Origin of the sequence: Isoptericola sp. b408, from assembly GCF_030588085.1 — a bacterium.
Lineage (GTDB): Bacteria > Actinomycetota > Actinomycetes > Actinomycetales > Cellulomonadaceae > Isoptericola > Isoptericola sediminis.
Genome location: NZ_JAUQYQ010000002.1, coordinates 149,552 through 163,588, shown reverse-complemented (window position 1 = coordinate 163,588; position 14,037 = coordinate 149,552). Strand labels below are relative to the sequence as shown.

14 protein-coding genes are annotated in these 14,037 nt (G+C 74.6%); 6 read left to right on the top strand and 8 right to left on the bottom strand.

All coding sequences use genetic code 11. The annotated features are described in order from the left end of the window. The first annotated feature begins 43 nt into the window (after positions 1-43). A complete protein-coding gene (locus tag Q6347_RS06390) occupies positions 44-574 on the top strand; it encodes a TetR/AcrR family transcriptional regulator (RefSeq protein ID WP_304606948.1) in 531 nt (176 codons plus the stop codon). Positions 575-583: 9 nt separating this feature from the next. Here the strand turns inward: Q6347_RS06390 and Q6347_RS06385 are convergent, their stop codons facing one another. The 3 genes from Q6347_RS06385 to Q6347_RS06375 all read right to left on the bottom strand — a co-directional run bounded on the left by Q6347_RS06385 (position 584) and on the right by Q6347_RS06375 (position 2,572). Next, entirely contained in the window at positions 584-1,375 is a 792-nt protein-coding gene (locus Q6347_RS06385; protein ID WP_304604325.1) for a Ku protein, read from the bottom strand. Between the two features lie 39 nt (positions 1,376-1,414). After that, positions 1,415-1,636 (bottom strand): SCO4848 family membrane protein, encoded by a 222-nt coding sequence (locus Q6347_RS06380; RefSeq protein ID WP_304604326.1) that lies wholly within the window; start codon positions 1,634-1,636, stop codon positions 1,415-1,417. 69 nt (positions 1,637-1,705) lie between these two features. Further along, the gene (locus tag Q6347_RS06375; RefSeq protein WP_304604327.1) at positions 1,706-2,572 is read right to left on the bottom strand and encodes an SGNH/GDSL hydrolase family protein; all 867 of its coding nucleotides are present in this window, start codon (positions 2,570-2,572) and stop codon (positions 1,706-1,708) included. A 116-nt stretch (positions 2,573-2,688) separates the two neighbouring features. On the opposite strand from Q6347_RS06375, the gene Q6347_RS06370 reads away from it, so the two are divergent. Continuing rightward, on the top strand, positions 2,689-5,229 hold the full coding sequence (locus Q6347_RS06370; RefSeq protein WP_304606947.1) for an ATP-dependent DNA ligase: 2,541 nt from the start codon (positions 2,689-2,691) through the stop codon (positions 5,227-5,229). A gap of 2 nt (positions 5,230-5,231) precedes the next feature. Here Q6347_RS06370 and Q6347_RS06365 read toward each other — a convergent pair whose 3' ends face one another. Together Q6347_RS06365 and Q6347_RS06360 are read right to left on the bottom strand one after the other, a co-directional pair. Further along, positions 5,232-5,918, bottom strand: coding sequence for a class F sortase (locus Q6347_RS06365; protein WP_304606946.1), 687 nt, complete (start codon positions 5,916-5,918; stop codon positions 5,232-5,234). Continuing rightward, on the bottom strand, positions 5,918-6,706 hold the full coding sequence (locus Q6347_RS06360) for a hypothetical protein (protein ID WP_304604330.1): 789 nt from the start codon (positions 6,704-6,706) through the stop codon (positions 5,918-5,920). The genes Q6347_RS06365 and Q6347_RS06360 overlap by 1 nt, the downstream gene beginning before the upstream one ends. A 139-nt stretch (positions 6,707-6,845) precedes the next feature. Between Q6347_RS06360 and Q6347_RS06355 the strand changes: the two genes are divergently transcribed. Both Q6347_RS06355 and Q6347_RS06350 read left to right on the top strand, forming a co-directional pair. Then, positions 6,846-7,769, top strand: a complete 924-nt coding sequence (locus tag Q6347_RS06355; RefSeq protein WP_304604331.1) for an NADP-dependent oxidoreductase — start codon at positions 6,846-6,848, stop codon at positions 7,767-7,769. A gap of 122 nt (positions 7,770-7,891) precedes the next feature. After that, the gene (locus Q6347_RS06350) at positions 7,892-8,704 is read left to right on the top strand and encodes a DUF2599 domain-containing protein (RefSeq protein ID WP_304604332.1); all 813 of its coding nucleotides are present in this window, start codon (positions 7,892-7,894) and stop codon (positions 8,702-8,704) included. A 58-nt stretch (positions 8,705-8,762) separates the two neighbouring features. Here Q6347_RS06350 and Q6347_RS06345 read toward each other — a convergent pair whose 3' ends face one another. Both Q6347_RS06345 and Q6347_RS06340 read right to left on the bottom strand, forming a co-directional pair. Continuing rightward, positions 8,763-9,785 (bottom strand): NAD-dependent epimerase/dehydratase family protein, encoded by a 1,023-nt coding sequence (locus Q6347_RS06345; RefSeq protein ID WP_304607147.1) that lies wholly within the window; start codon positions 9,783-9,785, stop codon positions 8,763-8,765. Between the two features lie 2 nt (positions 9,786-9,787). Beyond that, positions 9,788-11,137 (bottom strand): MFS transporter, encoded by a 1,350-nt coding sequence (locus Q6347_RS06340; RefSeq protein ID WP_304604333.1) that lies wholly within the window; start codon positions 11,135-11,137, stop codon positions 9,788-9,790. 37 nt (positions 11,138-11,174) lie between these two features. On the opposite strand from Q6347_RS06340, the gene eis reads away from it, so the two are divergent. Next, a complete protein-coding gene (eis, locus tag Q6347_RS06335) occupies positions 11,175-12,392 on the top strand; it encodes an enhanced intracellular survival protein Eis (protein WP_304606945.1) in 1,218 nt (405 codons plus the stop codon). A 4-nt stretch (positions 12,393-12,396) separates the two neighbouring features. Here eis and Q6347_RS06330 read toward each other — a convergent pair whose 3' ends face one another. Then, complete coding sequence (locus Q6347_RS06330; protein ID WP_171247912.1) at positions 12,397-13,122, bottom strand: hypothetical protein; 726 nt, start codon at positions 13,120-13,122, stop codon at positions 12,397-12,399. 140 nt (positions 13,123-13,262) lie between these two features. Here Q6347_RS06330 and Q6347_RS06325 point away from each other — a divergent pair, with 140 nt between their 5' ends. After that, positions 13,263-13,928: a pyridoxal 5'-phosphate synthase gene (locus Q6347_RS06325; RefSeq protein WP_304604335.1), complete on the top strand. Its 666-nt coding sequence runs from the start codon at positions 13,263-13,265 to the stop codon at positions 13,926-13,928. The last annotated feature ends 109 nt before the right edge of the window (positions 13,929-14,037 follow it).

Sequence of the window (14,037 nt, the reverse complement as noted above, 5' to 3'; positions counted from 1 at the left end):
CGTCTAGTCGGTACAGTAACGATTCCGCCGGTAGGGTGCAACCATGCCTCCCCCTCCCGCAGCTCGAGCAAAGGTGCTCGAGGCGTTCACCGACCTCCTCGTCACCTCCGGGGAACGGTCCGCCACCCTCGACGCGGTCGCCGACCACGCCGGCGTCTCCAAGGGCGGCCTGCTCTACCACTTCGGGTCCAAGGACGCCCTGGTCGACGGGCTCGTCGAGCAGCTCACCGACCTCATCGCCGCCGACGCGGCCGCGATGCGCGCGGATCGCGAGGGCCCGGTGCACTACCTGCTGCGCACCTCCTCCGACGTCGGCCACGAGTTCGACCGTGCCTACCTCGCGGTCGCCGAGCTGGCCCGCGGTGCGTACCCCCGGGCCCGCGGAGCGCTGGACGCGGCCGAGCAGGCGTGGACCGACGCCGTCGTCGAGGAGGTCGGTGACCCCGCCGTCGCCCGGGCGGTCGTGCTGCTGTCCGACGGGATCTACCACCGCACGTCGCTGGGCGCCGCACCGCCGCCGCTGGAGGAGCTGCTCACCCTCGTCGACAGCCTGCGTCGGACGACCACGGGCTGACGCCCGCCGTCAGCCCGTCCGGCGCTGGGCCTCGACCGAGCGGCGCAGCGCCTCCATGAGGTCGACGACCTCGGCCCCCTCACCCTCCGGCTGCTCGCCGAAGGTCTCGGCAGCGTCCACCGTGTCGCCCTGCTCGATCTTCGCGTCGATGAGCTGCCGCAGCTGGGCCTGGTACTCGTCGGTGTACTCCTCGGGCGCGAAGTCCGCCTCGTAGGCCGACACGAGCTGGGCGGACATCGCCAGCTCCTTGTCGCTCACCGACGTCGACCCGTCGAGCGCGGGGAACTCCGCCGCCCGGATCTCGTCGGCCCACAGCAGCGTCTGCAGCGTGAGCACCTCCTCGCGCACGCGCAGCGCCGCCAGCCGGGTGCGCTGACGCAGCGCGAACTTCACGATCGCGGTGCGGTCGGTCTCCTCGAGGGTGCGGCGCAGCAGCACGTAGGCCTTCGGGCTCTTCGAGTCCGGCTCGAGGTAGTAGGACCGGTCGAGCAGGATCGGGTCGACCTGGTCGCTGGGGACGAACTCGACGACCTCGATCTCGCGGTTCGACTCCGCCGGCAGCGCGGCGAAGTCCGCCCGGGTCAGCACCACGACGTGCTCGCCGTCGTCGTAGGCCTTGTCGATGTGCTCGTACGGCACCGTCTCGCCGCACACCTCGCACACGCGCCGGTAGCGGATGCGACCGCCGTCGGCGTCGTGCACCTGGTGCAGCGACACGTCGTGGTCCTCGGTGGCGCTGTAGATCTTCACCGGGACGTTCACGAGCCCGAACGTCACGGCGCCCTTCCAGATCGCCCTCATCACCCCATGGTCACGCGGGCGGTCACCGGACGCGACCGGTCAGCCGAGCAGGCCCAGGACCCCCACGACACCGACGAGGGCACCCAGGAGCAGGGACACCCCCACCAGCACGGCGTGGACGGTGTAGAAACGGGTGGGCCGCCCGGCGTCGTCACGGGCCCGCGGGTCGCGCGTGACCCGCTTCCAGAACGGCGGCCACACCACGAGGTTCCACACGGCGGCGACGACGAGCACGAGCGACCAGGCGACGGGGATCTCCACGGCGACGAGTATCCCACCCGGGGCCGGGCGCGGGGCGGCGCGCCGACGAGCTCGCCGCCCCGCGGTTCCTCAGCGGCCGAGCGTCGCGAGGACGGCGTCGGCCATCCCCGCCTCGCCGCGGGCGTTGGGGTGCACCGGCACGACGTTGGTGCCGAAGAGGATCGGCTCGATCCACCGCTCCCCGTACGGCGCGCAGGCGTCACGGCCCTCGCTGCGCTCCGCCATGTCGACGAACGTCGCCCCCGTCTCGGCGGCGGCCTGCTCGATCACGCCGTTGAGGGTGGCCTGCAGGTCGCGCAGGTAGGGGATGTCGCCCTGCGCGATCGACATCTTGGCGAAGCAGCCCTTCTCCGCCGGCACGATCCAGGGGTAGCCCACGATGGCGACCTCGGCCTTCGGCGCGCGCTCCTGGATGTCCAGCAGGGCCTGCCGCACGGCGGGGTAGGTGACCTGCTCGACCTGGTCGGTGAAGTGGCTCCCGTAGGTGTTCTTGCACGGGCTGCCGAAGCCCACCGTGAGCGCACCCAGCGACCCGCACTTGAGGATGGCGCTGATGAACGTGCTGTTGTCGTTGCCGCCGATGGTCAGCGTGACGACGTCGGTCTTGGAGGTGAGCGCGTCGAGCTGGGCGGGCACGAACAGGTGCTGGTTCCGGTAGAGGTCCCCCGTCTCGGCACCGGAGCAGCTGACGTCGGTCAGGTCCGCACCGACCCGGTCGGCCACCAGGTGCGGGTAGTTGCGGGTGCTCTGCAGGCAGACCGGTCGGGCGTCCGGGGCCAGCGGCAGGATGCCCGACCCGGCGGAGTAGGAGTCGCCGAGGGCGACGTACTCCTCGGGGGGCGGGGCGGCCGCGGCCGCCGGGACGAGGCAGCCGGCGACGAGGACGGTGGCGGACGCGAGCGCGGCGGCCAACCGTCGACGGGGGGCGAGGGGCATGAGACAACTCCTTCGTTGTTTCGTCCGGCGCTCGACGGTGAGCACCGGTACCGAGTATCACGATCTGCGACTCCGTCCACAAGGCATCGCGGCAGATCCATGGCCAGGATGAACACGTGAGCCGGCAGCCCCAGCGCGTGTCGGTGGAGGGGCGCAGCCTGACCCTGACGAACCTGGACAAGGTGCTGTACCCCGCCACCGGCACCACCAAGGGCGAGGTGCTGCAGTACCTCGCCCGGGTCGCGGACGTCCTCGTCCCGCACGCGGCGCACCGGCCGGCCACCCGCAAGCGATGGCCCGACGGCGTCGAGGGCCAGTCGTTCTTCCAGAAGAACCTCGACGCCTCCACCCCCGACTGGGTACCGCGACGCACCATCCGGCACCGGCACTCCGTCAACGACTACGTGCTCGTCGACGACCTGGCCACGCTCACCTGGCTGGGCCAGACCGCCACCCTGGAGATCCACGTCCCGCAGTGGCGGTTCGGGCGCACCGGTGACCCGCTGCCCCCGGACCGCCTGGTGCTGGACCTCGACCCGGGTCCCGGCGTCGGGCTGCCCGAGTGCGCCCGGGTCGCCCGGTGGGCCCGCGACATCCTCGCCGGGACGGGCCTGGAGCTGCTGCCCGTGACCAGCGGGTCCAAGGGCCTGCACCTGTACGCACCGCTCACCGGACCGCACGGTCACCTCACCAGCGACGACGTCTCCGCCGTCGCCAAGGAGCTCGCCCAGCACCTCGCCACCGAGCATCCCGACCACGTGGTCGCCGAGATGAAGCGCTCGCTGCGGGCGGGCAAGGTGTTCGTCGACTGGTCGCAGAACAACGGGTCCAAGACCACGATCACGCCCTACTCGCTGCGCGGACGGGAGCGCCCGACCGTCGCCGCGCCCCGTACCTGGGACGAGCTCGACGACCCGGACCTCGGCCAGCTCACCTACCCCGAGGTGCTGGAGCGCGTCGCCCGCGACGGTGACCTGCTGACCCCGCTGCTGGCCGGTCACCTGGACCGCCTCGAGCCGACGCCGGAGCACCTGGCGTCGTTCGAGCGGCTGGAGACCTACCGCGCCAAGCGTGACCCGGGACGGACCCCGGAACCGTTCGACAGCGACACCGACCGCCCCGTCGACGCGGCGCCCCGGTTCGTCGTCCAGGAGCACCACGCCCGCCGTCTGCACTGGGACTTCCGGCTCGAGCACGAGGGTGTCCTGGTGAGCTGGGCGCTGCCGAAGGGGGAACCCACCGACCCCGCGCAGAACCATCTCGCCGTGCAGACCGAGGACCACCCCCTGGCCTACGGCGACTTCGAGGGCACGATCCCGGCCGGCGAGTACGGCGCCGGGGAGGTGACGATCTGGGACGCCGGGACCTACGACCTGGAGAAGTGGCGCGAGGGCGCCGAGGTCATCGTCACCCTCCACAGCGAGCGCCGCGGGTCACGGCGGCTCGCGCTGATCCGCACCGGCGGACGCGGCGGGGACGACCAGAAGTCGTGGCTGATCCACCGCACGAAGGCCCAGCCCGGCGACGCCGCACCGGTGACGTCCGACGGCGGGTCCGCCGTCGCACCGCCGCCGTCGGCCGCCACCCTGGCCGCGCCCCGTCCGATGCTCGCGACGAGCGCGAGCGAGGCGGAGCTGGCCCGGCTGACCCCGGACGACTGGGCGTTCGAGGCCAAGTGGGACGGTTTCCGCACGATCGTCGAGGTGCTGCCGCCCGAGGCGTCCGCGCAGCACGGGGACCGTGCGTCGGCCGAGGACGAGGCGTCACCCGGGCACGGGGCACCACCAATGCGGGTGCGGCTGACCTCCCGGTCGGGCCGGGACCTGACCCCGACCTTCCCCGAGCTGCAGGCGGTGGGGGGCATGGTCCGTGCCGCGGACCTCCCGCTCGTCCTGGACGGCGAGGTCGTCGCCCTGGACCCCGACGGGCGACCGAGCTTCCGCCGTCTGCAGCAGCGTGCCAACCTCGCGAAGCCCCGCGAGGTCGATAGGGCGCGGCGGCGGGTCGGCGTCGACCTGGTGCTCTTCGACGCGCTGCGGGTCGCGGGGGTCGACATCACGGACCACCCCTACGACGAGCGGCGCGCCGCCCTGGCACGGGTCGTCTCCCCCCGCTCCCCCGTCCACGTGCCGACGGCGCTGGAGGGCACGGCCGAGGAGGCCCTGGCCGAGTCCCGCCGGCTCGGCCTGGAAGGACTGGTCGCCAAGCGGCGCCACGCCGGCTACACGGCCGGGCACCGGTCGCGGGAGTGGCTCAAGATCAAGCACACGCCGACCCAGGAGGCCGTGGTGATCGGCTGGCGTCCGCTGCGGGTCGGCACGCCCACCGAGGACCCCCGCTCCGTGGGTGGCCTGCTGCTGGCCCTGCCCGTCGAGGACGACGGCTGGCGGTACGTGGGCCGGGTGGGCACCGGGTTCTCCGACCGCGTACGCCGCGAGCTCGCCGACCGGCTCGCCGGGCAGGAGCGCCCGACGGCGCCGGTCGGCGACGTCCCGGCGATCGACGCCGCCGGCGCCCGGTGGGTCTCCCCCGACGTGGTCGTCGAGGTGCGCCACACGGGTTGGACGGGCGACGCCCCCGGCGAGGGGAGCCTGCGCCACGCCGTGTGGCGCGGGATCCGCGACGACAAGGACCCGCGCGCGGTGCGGGTCGAGTGAGCTCACGCCTCGTGGGCGTAGACCACCGTGTTGTCCACGTAGTGCCCCCAGTCCGCGTCCCAGGCCCCGCCGCAGGTGATGACCCGCAGCTCGGCCCCGTCGGTGTTGGCGTACACCGCGCGCGTCGGGAACTGCTTCTTGGGGTACTGCTCCACCCGGTCGACGACGAACGTCGCCGTGGAGCCGTCCCGGCGGTCGACGTGGATCTCCTGGCCGGGTTCCAGCTCCGCGAGGCGGAAGAAGACCGACGGCCCGTTCGGGCTGTCGACGTGCCCCTCGATGACGGCGGGGCCGTCCTCGCCCGGACGCGGTGACCCGTCGAACCACGCCGCGCGGTCGATGTCGTCCCCGGCGGGGACCTCGATCGTGCCGTCGTCGTTCAGCCCCAGGTGCAGCAGGTCCGAGTCGACGCCGACGGCCGGGATCCGCACCTGCTCCGGCAGCGCGGCACGCTCCTGCCGCGGCGGCTCCGCCGGCGACGGCGCCGCGGACGAGGCGGCGGACGTCGGGGCGGGTACCGCTCGGGCCGACGTGACCGGGTCCGGGGACGTCGCGGCCGCCGTGCCGGGCGCCGCGGCCGGACCCGGGGTGGCTCCTCCGTCCTGGACGCCGAACCCGACGGCGACCGCCGTCCCGCCGCCGAGCACCAGCCCGGCGGCGAGGACGACGGCCACGCGTCGGCGACGCATCAGGAGTCCTGCGCCGTGCGACGACGGCGGGCCACCAGACCGGCACCCACGCCCGCACCGGCGAGCAGCGCGACGCCGCCACCGGCGATCAGGGCGGCGTTCCCGGTCCCGGCGGTGCTGCCGGTCCCGGTCTGCACGCCGCCGGCGGGCATCTCGTCCATCTGCGAGGCGGCCAGGATGCCGCACAGGGCCGGGTCGGTGGCCTCAGCCGGCAGCGACGGGTCGAGGTCCGAGGGGGTGTCGCCGTCGTAGGCACCGCTGCCGTCGTGGTCGACGCCGTGGACGACCAGGGCCACGTCACCGGCGAGGATGTCGTCGGCGAGGTCCTGCGAGACCTCGATCTCACCGCGCTGGTAGTCGATGCTGCCGCCCGCGGCGGTGTCGAAGCGGTCGACGGCGAGCGCCGAGTCGCCGGAGGTGTCGCCCTCGGTGGTCAGGGACACCTGGACCGAGCCGTAGGACGGCACGCCCTCGGTGGTGGTGATGGTGCCCGAGCCGTCGGCGTCGTCGGCCTCGGTCGGGCACTGGTTCGCGGCGTCCTCGCCGTAGTGCAGGTGCGCGGCGTGCGGGCTGCCGGCGAGCAGGCCCGAGGCCGCGAACTCGACCGTCACGGTCGTGCCGTCGACCCAGACCATCGCGTCGCCGCCGCCGTCGACGCCGTTCAGCGGCACCGGCGTGAGGTCGCCGGAGGCGGTGCCGTCGGCCGCGGCGGCCGGTCCGGTCACGGCCAGCAGGCCGGCGAGCGAGAGGGCGGGCGCGACGAGCGCTGCGCGGGTACGTGCCTTCATGATCGATCCCTTCGTCCGGGTCGCGGCGTTCGCGACCTGTCGAGGGTTCGGAGCACCCCGCGCGGCGGATGGGTCCGGATCCGGACCGGTGTGCGCGAGGCCACGGAATGCTCGCGGCAGGTGCTCGGTTGCCCGTGACATGCGAGCCATCACCTATGCCCAGTACGGAAGCGCCGACGTCCTCGAGCTCACCGAGCAGCCCGACCCGCACCCGGGTGCGGACGTCGTGGTCGTCCGCGTGAAGGCGGCCTCGGTCAACCCCGTCGACTGGAAGGTCCGCGAGGGCTACCTCGACGGTCTGCTGGACACCCAGTTCCCGGTCGTCCCGGGCTGGGACGTGGCCGGCGTGGTCGAGCAGGTCGGCCTGGACACCCCCGAGTACTCAGTGGGCGACGAGGTCTACGGCTACGTCCGCAAGGACTGGGTGCACGGCGGGACCTTCGCCGAGAAGGTCGCCGCTCCGGTGCGCACCCTCGCGCCGAAGCCGTCGACCCTCAGCTTCGAGGAGGCGGCCGCCGTGCCGCTGACCGGCCTGACGGCGCTGCAGTCGATCCGGCGTGCCGGCGTGGCCTCGGGCCAGACGGTGCTCGTGCACGCCGCGGCCGGTGGCGTCGGCTCGTTCGCGGTCCAGATCGCCAAGGCCCGCGGGGCCCGCGTGATCGGCACCGCGAGCGAGGGCAACCACGACTTCCTGCGGTCGCTCGGTGCCGAGCCCGTGACGTACGGCGACGGCCTGGCCGACCGCGTCCGCGCCCTCGCGCCCGAGGGCGTCGACGTGGCGCTGGACTACGTCGGCGGCGACGCCGTGGCGGTCAGCGCGGACGTGCTCGCCCCCGGCGGCACCATCTCCTCGATCGCCGACCCGGCCGCCCGCGACGAGCACGGCGGTCAGTACGTGTGGGTGCGCCCCTCGACGGAGGACCTGGCCGAGCTCGGCGCCCTGATCGACGAGGGCACCGTCGGCGTCGAGGTGGCCGAGGTCTACGACCTGGCGGACGCCGCCGCGGCGCACCGGGCGAGCGAGACCGGCCACGTGCGCGGCAAGATCGTCGTGAAGGTCTGATCTCGCGACCATCCCGCGGACGGCCCGGGGACGCCGCAGCGCGTCCCCGGGCCGTCGTGCGTCCGGAGCCACGACCCGCCGGTCGGCGCGAGGTCGGGCGACGGACCCCGCACACTGGGACCGTGCGCCACTCCCCCACCGGCGGCCCCGGCCCCGTGGCCGCGACGGCCGTCCTCGCCGTGCTGCTGACGTCGTGCGCGCCGGGAGACGACGGCGGGCCGGACGACGAGGCCCGGACCTCACCACCCGCGGCGAGCAGCACACCGCCCGCGCCGAGTCCCTCGTCGCCCTCGGCCTCACCCGTGGCACGTCTCGAGCTCGTGGCCGGCGACCTCGGGCTGGACGTCACGGGCCGCTGGACGGACTCCACGGCACCGCGTCCCGAGGGCTCCGGCACGACGACGGCGCTCACCGTCCCGTCCGGAGCGCTCCCGCTGACCTTCGCCCTGCCGGAGGGCGGCTTCGTCCAGCACGCGGACGGCAGCGTCGGCGTGCTGGGCGCGCCCGACGGCGGCACGCCGGTCGCCGGGCTGAGCGCGCCCGACGGGCCCGCCGTGTTCCGGCAGGTCGACACCCGGCACGTGGAGCTGGTGCGGACCGGCGACGGGGGGACGTCCGATCCCGGCGACGTGAGCACCACGGTGGGCACCAGGGGTCTCGTCGACGCCACGTGGGGCGAGCGCGAGGGCGGGCGGTCCCTGGCCGTCGACCCGACGGCGTGGGCCCGGTCGGCGGGGGTGGCGGGCGTCGAGCTCGTCCGGGCGGAGCTCGCGGCCGCCGACCCGGAGGCGGACACCGCCACGATGCACGACCAGCTGCGCTGCCATGCGCTCGGGGCTCCGCAGAAGGACACCTGGAACCTGGAGCCGTGGCGACCCGACGTCGGGCTGGTCGCCGTGCTGGCCGCCCGGTGCAACCCCGTGGAGGGTTCCTGAGCGACCGCCGGCCGTCGCGGCGCTCAGCCGCGCGCCCCGGCGATGCTCCTGTGCCCGGTCAGCGGTGCGGGGCGCCCGGCCCGTCGGCTCCCGACCGGGCCAGCACGTCCGCCTCCTGCGCCGCGGTCAGCCCGGTCACCGCGGCCTCGGGGTCGGCGCGCAACCAGTCGAGCACGTCGGCAGCGGTCTCCTCGACCGGTCGGACGGACAGACCCGCCAGCAGCGCCGGGTCCGCGGCGTGGGTCACCATGCCGTCGTACCCCGGGCGGGGCAGCCACAGCGGCAGCGACCGCTCCCCGGCCCACGGGCGGACGCCGAGCGCGGCGAGGCGGTCGCCGTCCACCCAGCGCCAGCGCGGTGCGGCCCCGCAGCCGCGGGCGACGTCCGCCAGCAGCTCGCCGATCGGCACGGCGGGTGCGACGGCGTCGAACGTCCCCACCGCCCGGTGCTCGGCCAGGTCGACGATCCAGACGGCCAGGTCGCGGACGTCGATCACCTGGACGCGGTCGGCCGGGTCCCCGGGTGCCAGCACGTCCGCGGACAGGAGGTCCTCCGGGCGGGCGTCGAGCACCCGCCGCATCCGGGCGGGCCAGTAGGCGAACCGTCCGGACGGGTCGCCGGGTCCCACGACGAGTCCCGGCCGCACGACGGTGGCGCTCGCCGCACCGTCGCGCACCGCGTTCTCGCAGGCGACCTTCATCGGCCCGTACGCGGCGGGGTCCGCGGCGAGGTCGACGTCCTCCGGCTGGGCCTCGACCAGCCGGCCGACACCCGGGCCACCGGGGTCGGCGACGTCCGCGTAGACGCTGATCGTCGACACGAGCACCCAGTGCGCGTCCGGCCACGCCGCGACGGCGCGCCGCACGTGCGACGGGGTGCGCGAGACGTCGACGACGGCGTCGAACGGCTCGCCCGCGAGCGCCGCCGGCAACGGGTCCGCACGGTCGTGCACCACCTGGCGCACGCCGTCCGGCACGGTGCCGGAGCGGCCGCGGTGCACCGCGACGACCTCGTGGCCGCGGGCGACGGCGAAGGCGGCGACGGCGCGTGACAGGAACACGGTGCCGCCGAGCACGAGCATCCTCACGTGACCTCCTCCGGGGCGGTCCGGGTGTCCCGGATGCCGACCATGCTCACCAGACCGCCCGCCACGAGCAGCCCCGCGGTCACCAGCAGCGCCCGGTGGAAGGACTCGACGTCGAGCACGCCACCGAGGATGACACCGGCGAAGGCGATGACGACCAGCCCGGCCACCCGGGAGACCGCGTTGTTGACGGCCGAGGCGATCCCGGCGTCGGCCCTCGGGACCGCGCCGAGGATCGCCGAGGTCAGCGGGGCCACCGTGATCGCCAGTCCCAGGCCGAACACGAGGATGCCCGGCAGCACCTGGGTGAGGTAGGTGGCCTCCGCGTCCATGCCCAGCATCAGCAGGAACCCGCCGCCCGCGACGATCGGCCCGACCGTCATGAACCAGCGGGCGCCGTACCGCCCGGCCAGGGTGCCGAACAGGGTCGACAGCGCCAGCATCGCGAAGGTCGTCGGCAGCTGGGCGACGCCGGCGGCGGTGGCCGAGTACCCGGCGACCTGCTGCAGGAACAGCGTCAGCACGAACCCGCCGAAGGCCAGCGCCCCGTACACGGCGAACGTCGCGACGTTGCCCCAGGCGAAGGTCCGCGACCGGAACAGGCGCGGCGGGAGCATCGGGTCCGGGGCGCGCCGCTCGACCACGACGAAGGCGGCCAGGAGCACCGCGCCGACGATCACGACGGGCCACCACTCCTCGATGAGTCCGAGCACGGCGGCGGCCAGCCCGAGAGCGGCCAGGGCGGCACCGGGGACGTCGATCCGGCGCCGCACCGTGGCCTCGGCCTCCGGCACGCGCCGGAGCAGCACCAGGTTGACCACGACGACGGGGACGTTGATCCAGAACACCCACCGCCACGAGATGAGGTCGACGAGCCCGCCGCCGACGAAGGGGCCGACGATCATCGCGGTCCCGGTCCAGGCCGTCCAGCGTCCGATCGCCCTCCCCTGCGCGGGACCGTCGAACGTCGAGATGATCAGCGCCAGCGAGCTCGGGACCAGCAGGGCCCCGGCGACACCCTGCAGCAGCCGCGCCACCACCAGCACCGGGCCGGTGGGGGCGACGGCGCACAGGACCGAGGCGGCGGCGAAGCCGATGAGCCCGACGAGGAGGACGCGCCGCCGACCGTGCACGTCGGACAGCGAGCCGGCCAGCAGGATGAACGACCCGAGGGTCACGAGGTAGCCGTCGACGACCCACTGCTGCAGCGTGAGCCCGGCCTCGCCCGGACCGCCGAGCTCGTCCGCGATCGCGGGCAGGGCGACGTTGACGACGGTCCCGTCGAGGAACGAGACGAACGAGGCGAGGATCGCGACGACCAGCACGCGTCGCTGCACAGCCGTGTCCACGAGCGTCACGCTACGCCTGCCCGGCTATCGTCGTGATGTGAGCCATGACGTCCGCCGGCTGCCCTTCGCCGATGCCGAGGCCTCCCGCAGGCTCCAGCAGGAGGCCTTCGGCGGCGCGGCCCCGGTGCCGGACGCCGACGGATGGCCGCCGGCGGGGTCGAGGCCGTGGGGCGCGTGGGTGGACGGCGGGCTCGCCGCCCGCGCCACCGTGCGGTCCTTCACCTCCTGGTTCCACGGCGCACGGGTGCCGACCGCGGGCCTCGGCGGCGTCACGGTCGCCGCGGAGCACCGCGGGACGGGGCTGCTGCGTCCCCTGGTGGCGGCGGCGCTGGCCGAGGCGCGGGAGCACGGCGAGGTGGTCTCCACGCTGTACCCGTCCGCGCCGGGCGTCTACCGCGGCCTCGGGTACGAGATCGTGGGGTCCTACGACGAGATCACCGTGCCCCTCTCCGCGCTCGCCGCGCTGCGCCGGCCGCCGGGGGTACGGACCCGGCGCGCAGCCGAGGCCGACGTCCCCGCGGTCCGCGCGGTCTACGAGCGGTGGGCCGCGGCGCAGAACGGCCCGCTGACCCGGACCGAGGCACCGTTCACCGTGGACGCCGAGGACCTGGTCGGCCCCGACGCCGACTACACCGGTGTCACGCTGGCCGTGGACGCGGCCGACGGCGGCGTGCTGGGTTTCGTGAGCTGGACCCGCGGCGCCGGGTACGACCGCGCGGGCGTGCTCGAGGTCGACGACCTGGTGGCGCTCTCCCCCGACGCCGCCCGCGCGCTCTGGTTCGTGCTGGCGACGTTCGGCACCGTCGTCGGCTCGGCCCGGATCTCGACCTCGGGCGCCTGGTCCGGTGCCGACGTGAGCCGTCTGGTCCTGCCCGACCACGCCGCCACGGCGACGTCACGCCCCTACATGCTGCGGCTGCTGGACGTCCCCGGCGCCCTCGGCTCGGCCCGGCTCGCGCCGTGGACCGCCGAGGTGCCGTTCGCGGTGGTCGACCCGCGCACGCCGGACCTCGAGGGGTCCTGGGTCCTGCGCGTGTCCGGCGGTGCGGTGCGGGTGGACCCCGACGACGCCGCCCCCCGCACGCCGGCCGACCGGCCGGTCTTCACCGCGGGCGGTCTCGCGCAGTCGTACGCCGGGTCGCAGACGTGCGCGAACCTCCGGCTGGCCGGGCAGCTGCACGGTCCCGACGGCCACGACGCCGTCTGGGACGCGCTGTGGACCGGCCGCCCGGTGCACGTGCGCGACTACTTCTGAGCGCTCAGCAGGAGGCGGAGACGTCCTTGCGGTAGCCCAGCGCCCAGCACAGCACCCCGACGTCCTGCCGGATCCCCTCGATCGAGGACCGCAGCGCGCTGAGGTCGCCGCGGAGCGCGCCGACCTCGCCCCGCAGGGCGTCGACGTCCGCCGCGGACGGCGGTTGCGGGCCGCTGGAGAGGTCGTTGCGCACCGTCGCGAGGTCGTTGCGCACCCCGCCCAGACCGTCCTCCAGGTTCGTCTCGAGGCTGTCGATGCCGTTGGACACCTCGACCAGCCGCGTCTGGAGGTCGTCCATGCCGTCGAGCTCCTGAGGCATCCCGGTCCACGACTCGACACCGTCGACCCGCCCGGCCAGCGCCTCGACCGTCGCCGTGTCCGGCGCCTCCTCGAGCGCGACGCGCAGCCGGGCGGACTCGGCCTCGGCCAGCTCGGACTGCGCGACGGCCGCGTCCACCTCGGACGCGAGCTTGCGGTTCGCCGACCAGAGCATCGCGACCCCGACGGTGGCCACGAGGGCGATCACCAGGGCCGCGGCCACGAGGACCATCTGCACGTTGACACCTGCGCCGCGGGCGGGGACCGGTCCGGTCGGACCCGGGGCCGGAGGCGGCTCGGCAGGCAGGAGGGTCGCGACCGACGTCATGGCACCGCTGCCCGGCTCGAGACGGCGGCGCGCGATGCGCCCGCCACCCTCGGGACGGCCCACGGCTCCCGGTGGATACGTCATCGCTCTCCTTCGCGCAGCAGCACGGTCTGTCCTCATCGTCGCCCGTCCCGCACCCGTGCACAAGAGTGAACACCGCACAACGGGCGGAAAAGGACGCAGGATCACCCGCTCGGAGGTCCTCCGGTCGCTACGGTGAGGGAGTGACGAGCTTCCGCGCGCGACTCCGTGACCTGCAGGTCCTCCCCGACGGCCTGTCCGGCTGGGAGCTCACCGACCTCTCGGTCCTGCCGGGCACCCCGCACGAGCTGTTCGAGACCTGGTTCGACGAGGCCGCGGCCGCGGGACTGCACGCCCCGCACGCGATGACGCTCTCGACGGCCGGTGCCGACGGCACCGTCGCCGCGCGGACGGTGCTGCTGACGGACCTCAGCTCCGCGGGCTGGTGGTTCGCCGGCCACGCCACCAGCCCCAAGGGCCGCGAGCTGGCCGCGAACCCGCACGCGGCCCTGACCTTCCTCTGGCAGGGGGTCGGACGCCAGGTCCGGGTGACCGGCGCCGTGACGTCGCACCCGGAGGCCGGTGCCGCCGACCTCCGGAGCCGGTCGGCCGGGTCCCGCGCCACGGCGCTGGTGGACCACCAGAGCGAGGTCCTCGACGACCTGGCCGACCACCGCGAGGCCTGGTCCGCCGCACTGGCGGAGGTGCGCGCGGACCCGGAGCTGGTGGTGCCGACGTGGACGGCATGGTGCCTGGCGCCGACGACCGTCGAGTTCTGGCGCTCGGGCGGCGGCACGGGACAGACGCGGGTGCGGTACCGCCGCGGCGGGCAGGAGGAGGCCTGGACCACGGAGCTCCTGTGGCCCTGACGCACCGCACGCCCCTGACCTGCGGGAACGAGATCGACCTGGTGTGACGTGCATCACTGCAGGTCAGACGCCTTGTGACGTTGTTCACATTCTTTGTGACAGTTTTCAC

Bases quoted from the DNA above. Each gene is read 5' to 3' on its own strand.
- Q6347_RS06375 (WP_304604327.1), bottom strand. From the start codon at position 2,572: ATGCCCCTCGCCCCCCGTCGACGGTTGGCCGCCGCGCTCGCGTCCGCC.
- Q6347_RS06345 (WP_304607147.1), bottom strand. From the start codon at position 9,785: ATGCTCGTGCTCGGCGGCACCGTGTTCCTGTCACGCGCCGTCGCCGCC.
- Q6347_RS06390 (WP_304606948.1), top strand. From the start codon at position 44: ATGCCTCCCCCTCCCGCAGCTCGAGCAAAGGTGCTCGAGGCGTTCACC.
- Q6347_RS06360 (WP_304604330.1), bottom strand. From the start codon at position 6,706: ATGAAGGCACGTACCCGCGCAGCGCTCGTCGCGCCCGCCCTCTCGCTC.
- Q6347_RS06385 (WP_304604325.1), bottom strand. From the start codon at position 1,375: ATGAGGGCGATCTGGAAGGGCGCCGTGACGTTCGGGCTCGTGAACGTC.
- Q6347_RS06355 (WP_304604331.1), top strand. From the start codon at position 6,846: ATGCGAGCCATCACCTATGCCCAGTACGGAAGCGCCGACGTCCTCGAG.
- Q6347_RS06330 (WP_171247912.1), bottom strand. From the start codon at position 13,122: ATGACGTATCCACCGGGAGCCGTGGGCCGTCCCGAGGGTGGCGGGCGC.
- Q6347_RS06365 (WP_304606946.1), bottom strand. From the start codon at position 5,918: ATGCGTCGCCGACGCGTGGCCGTCGTCCTCGCCGCCGGGCTGGTGCTC.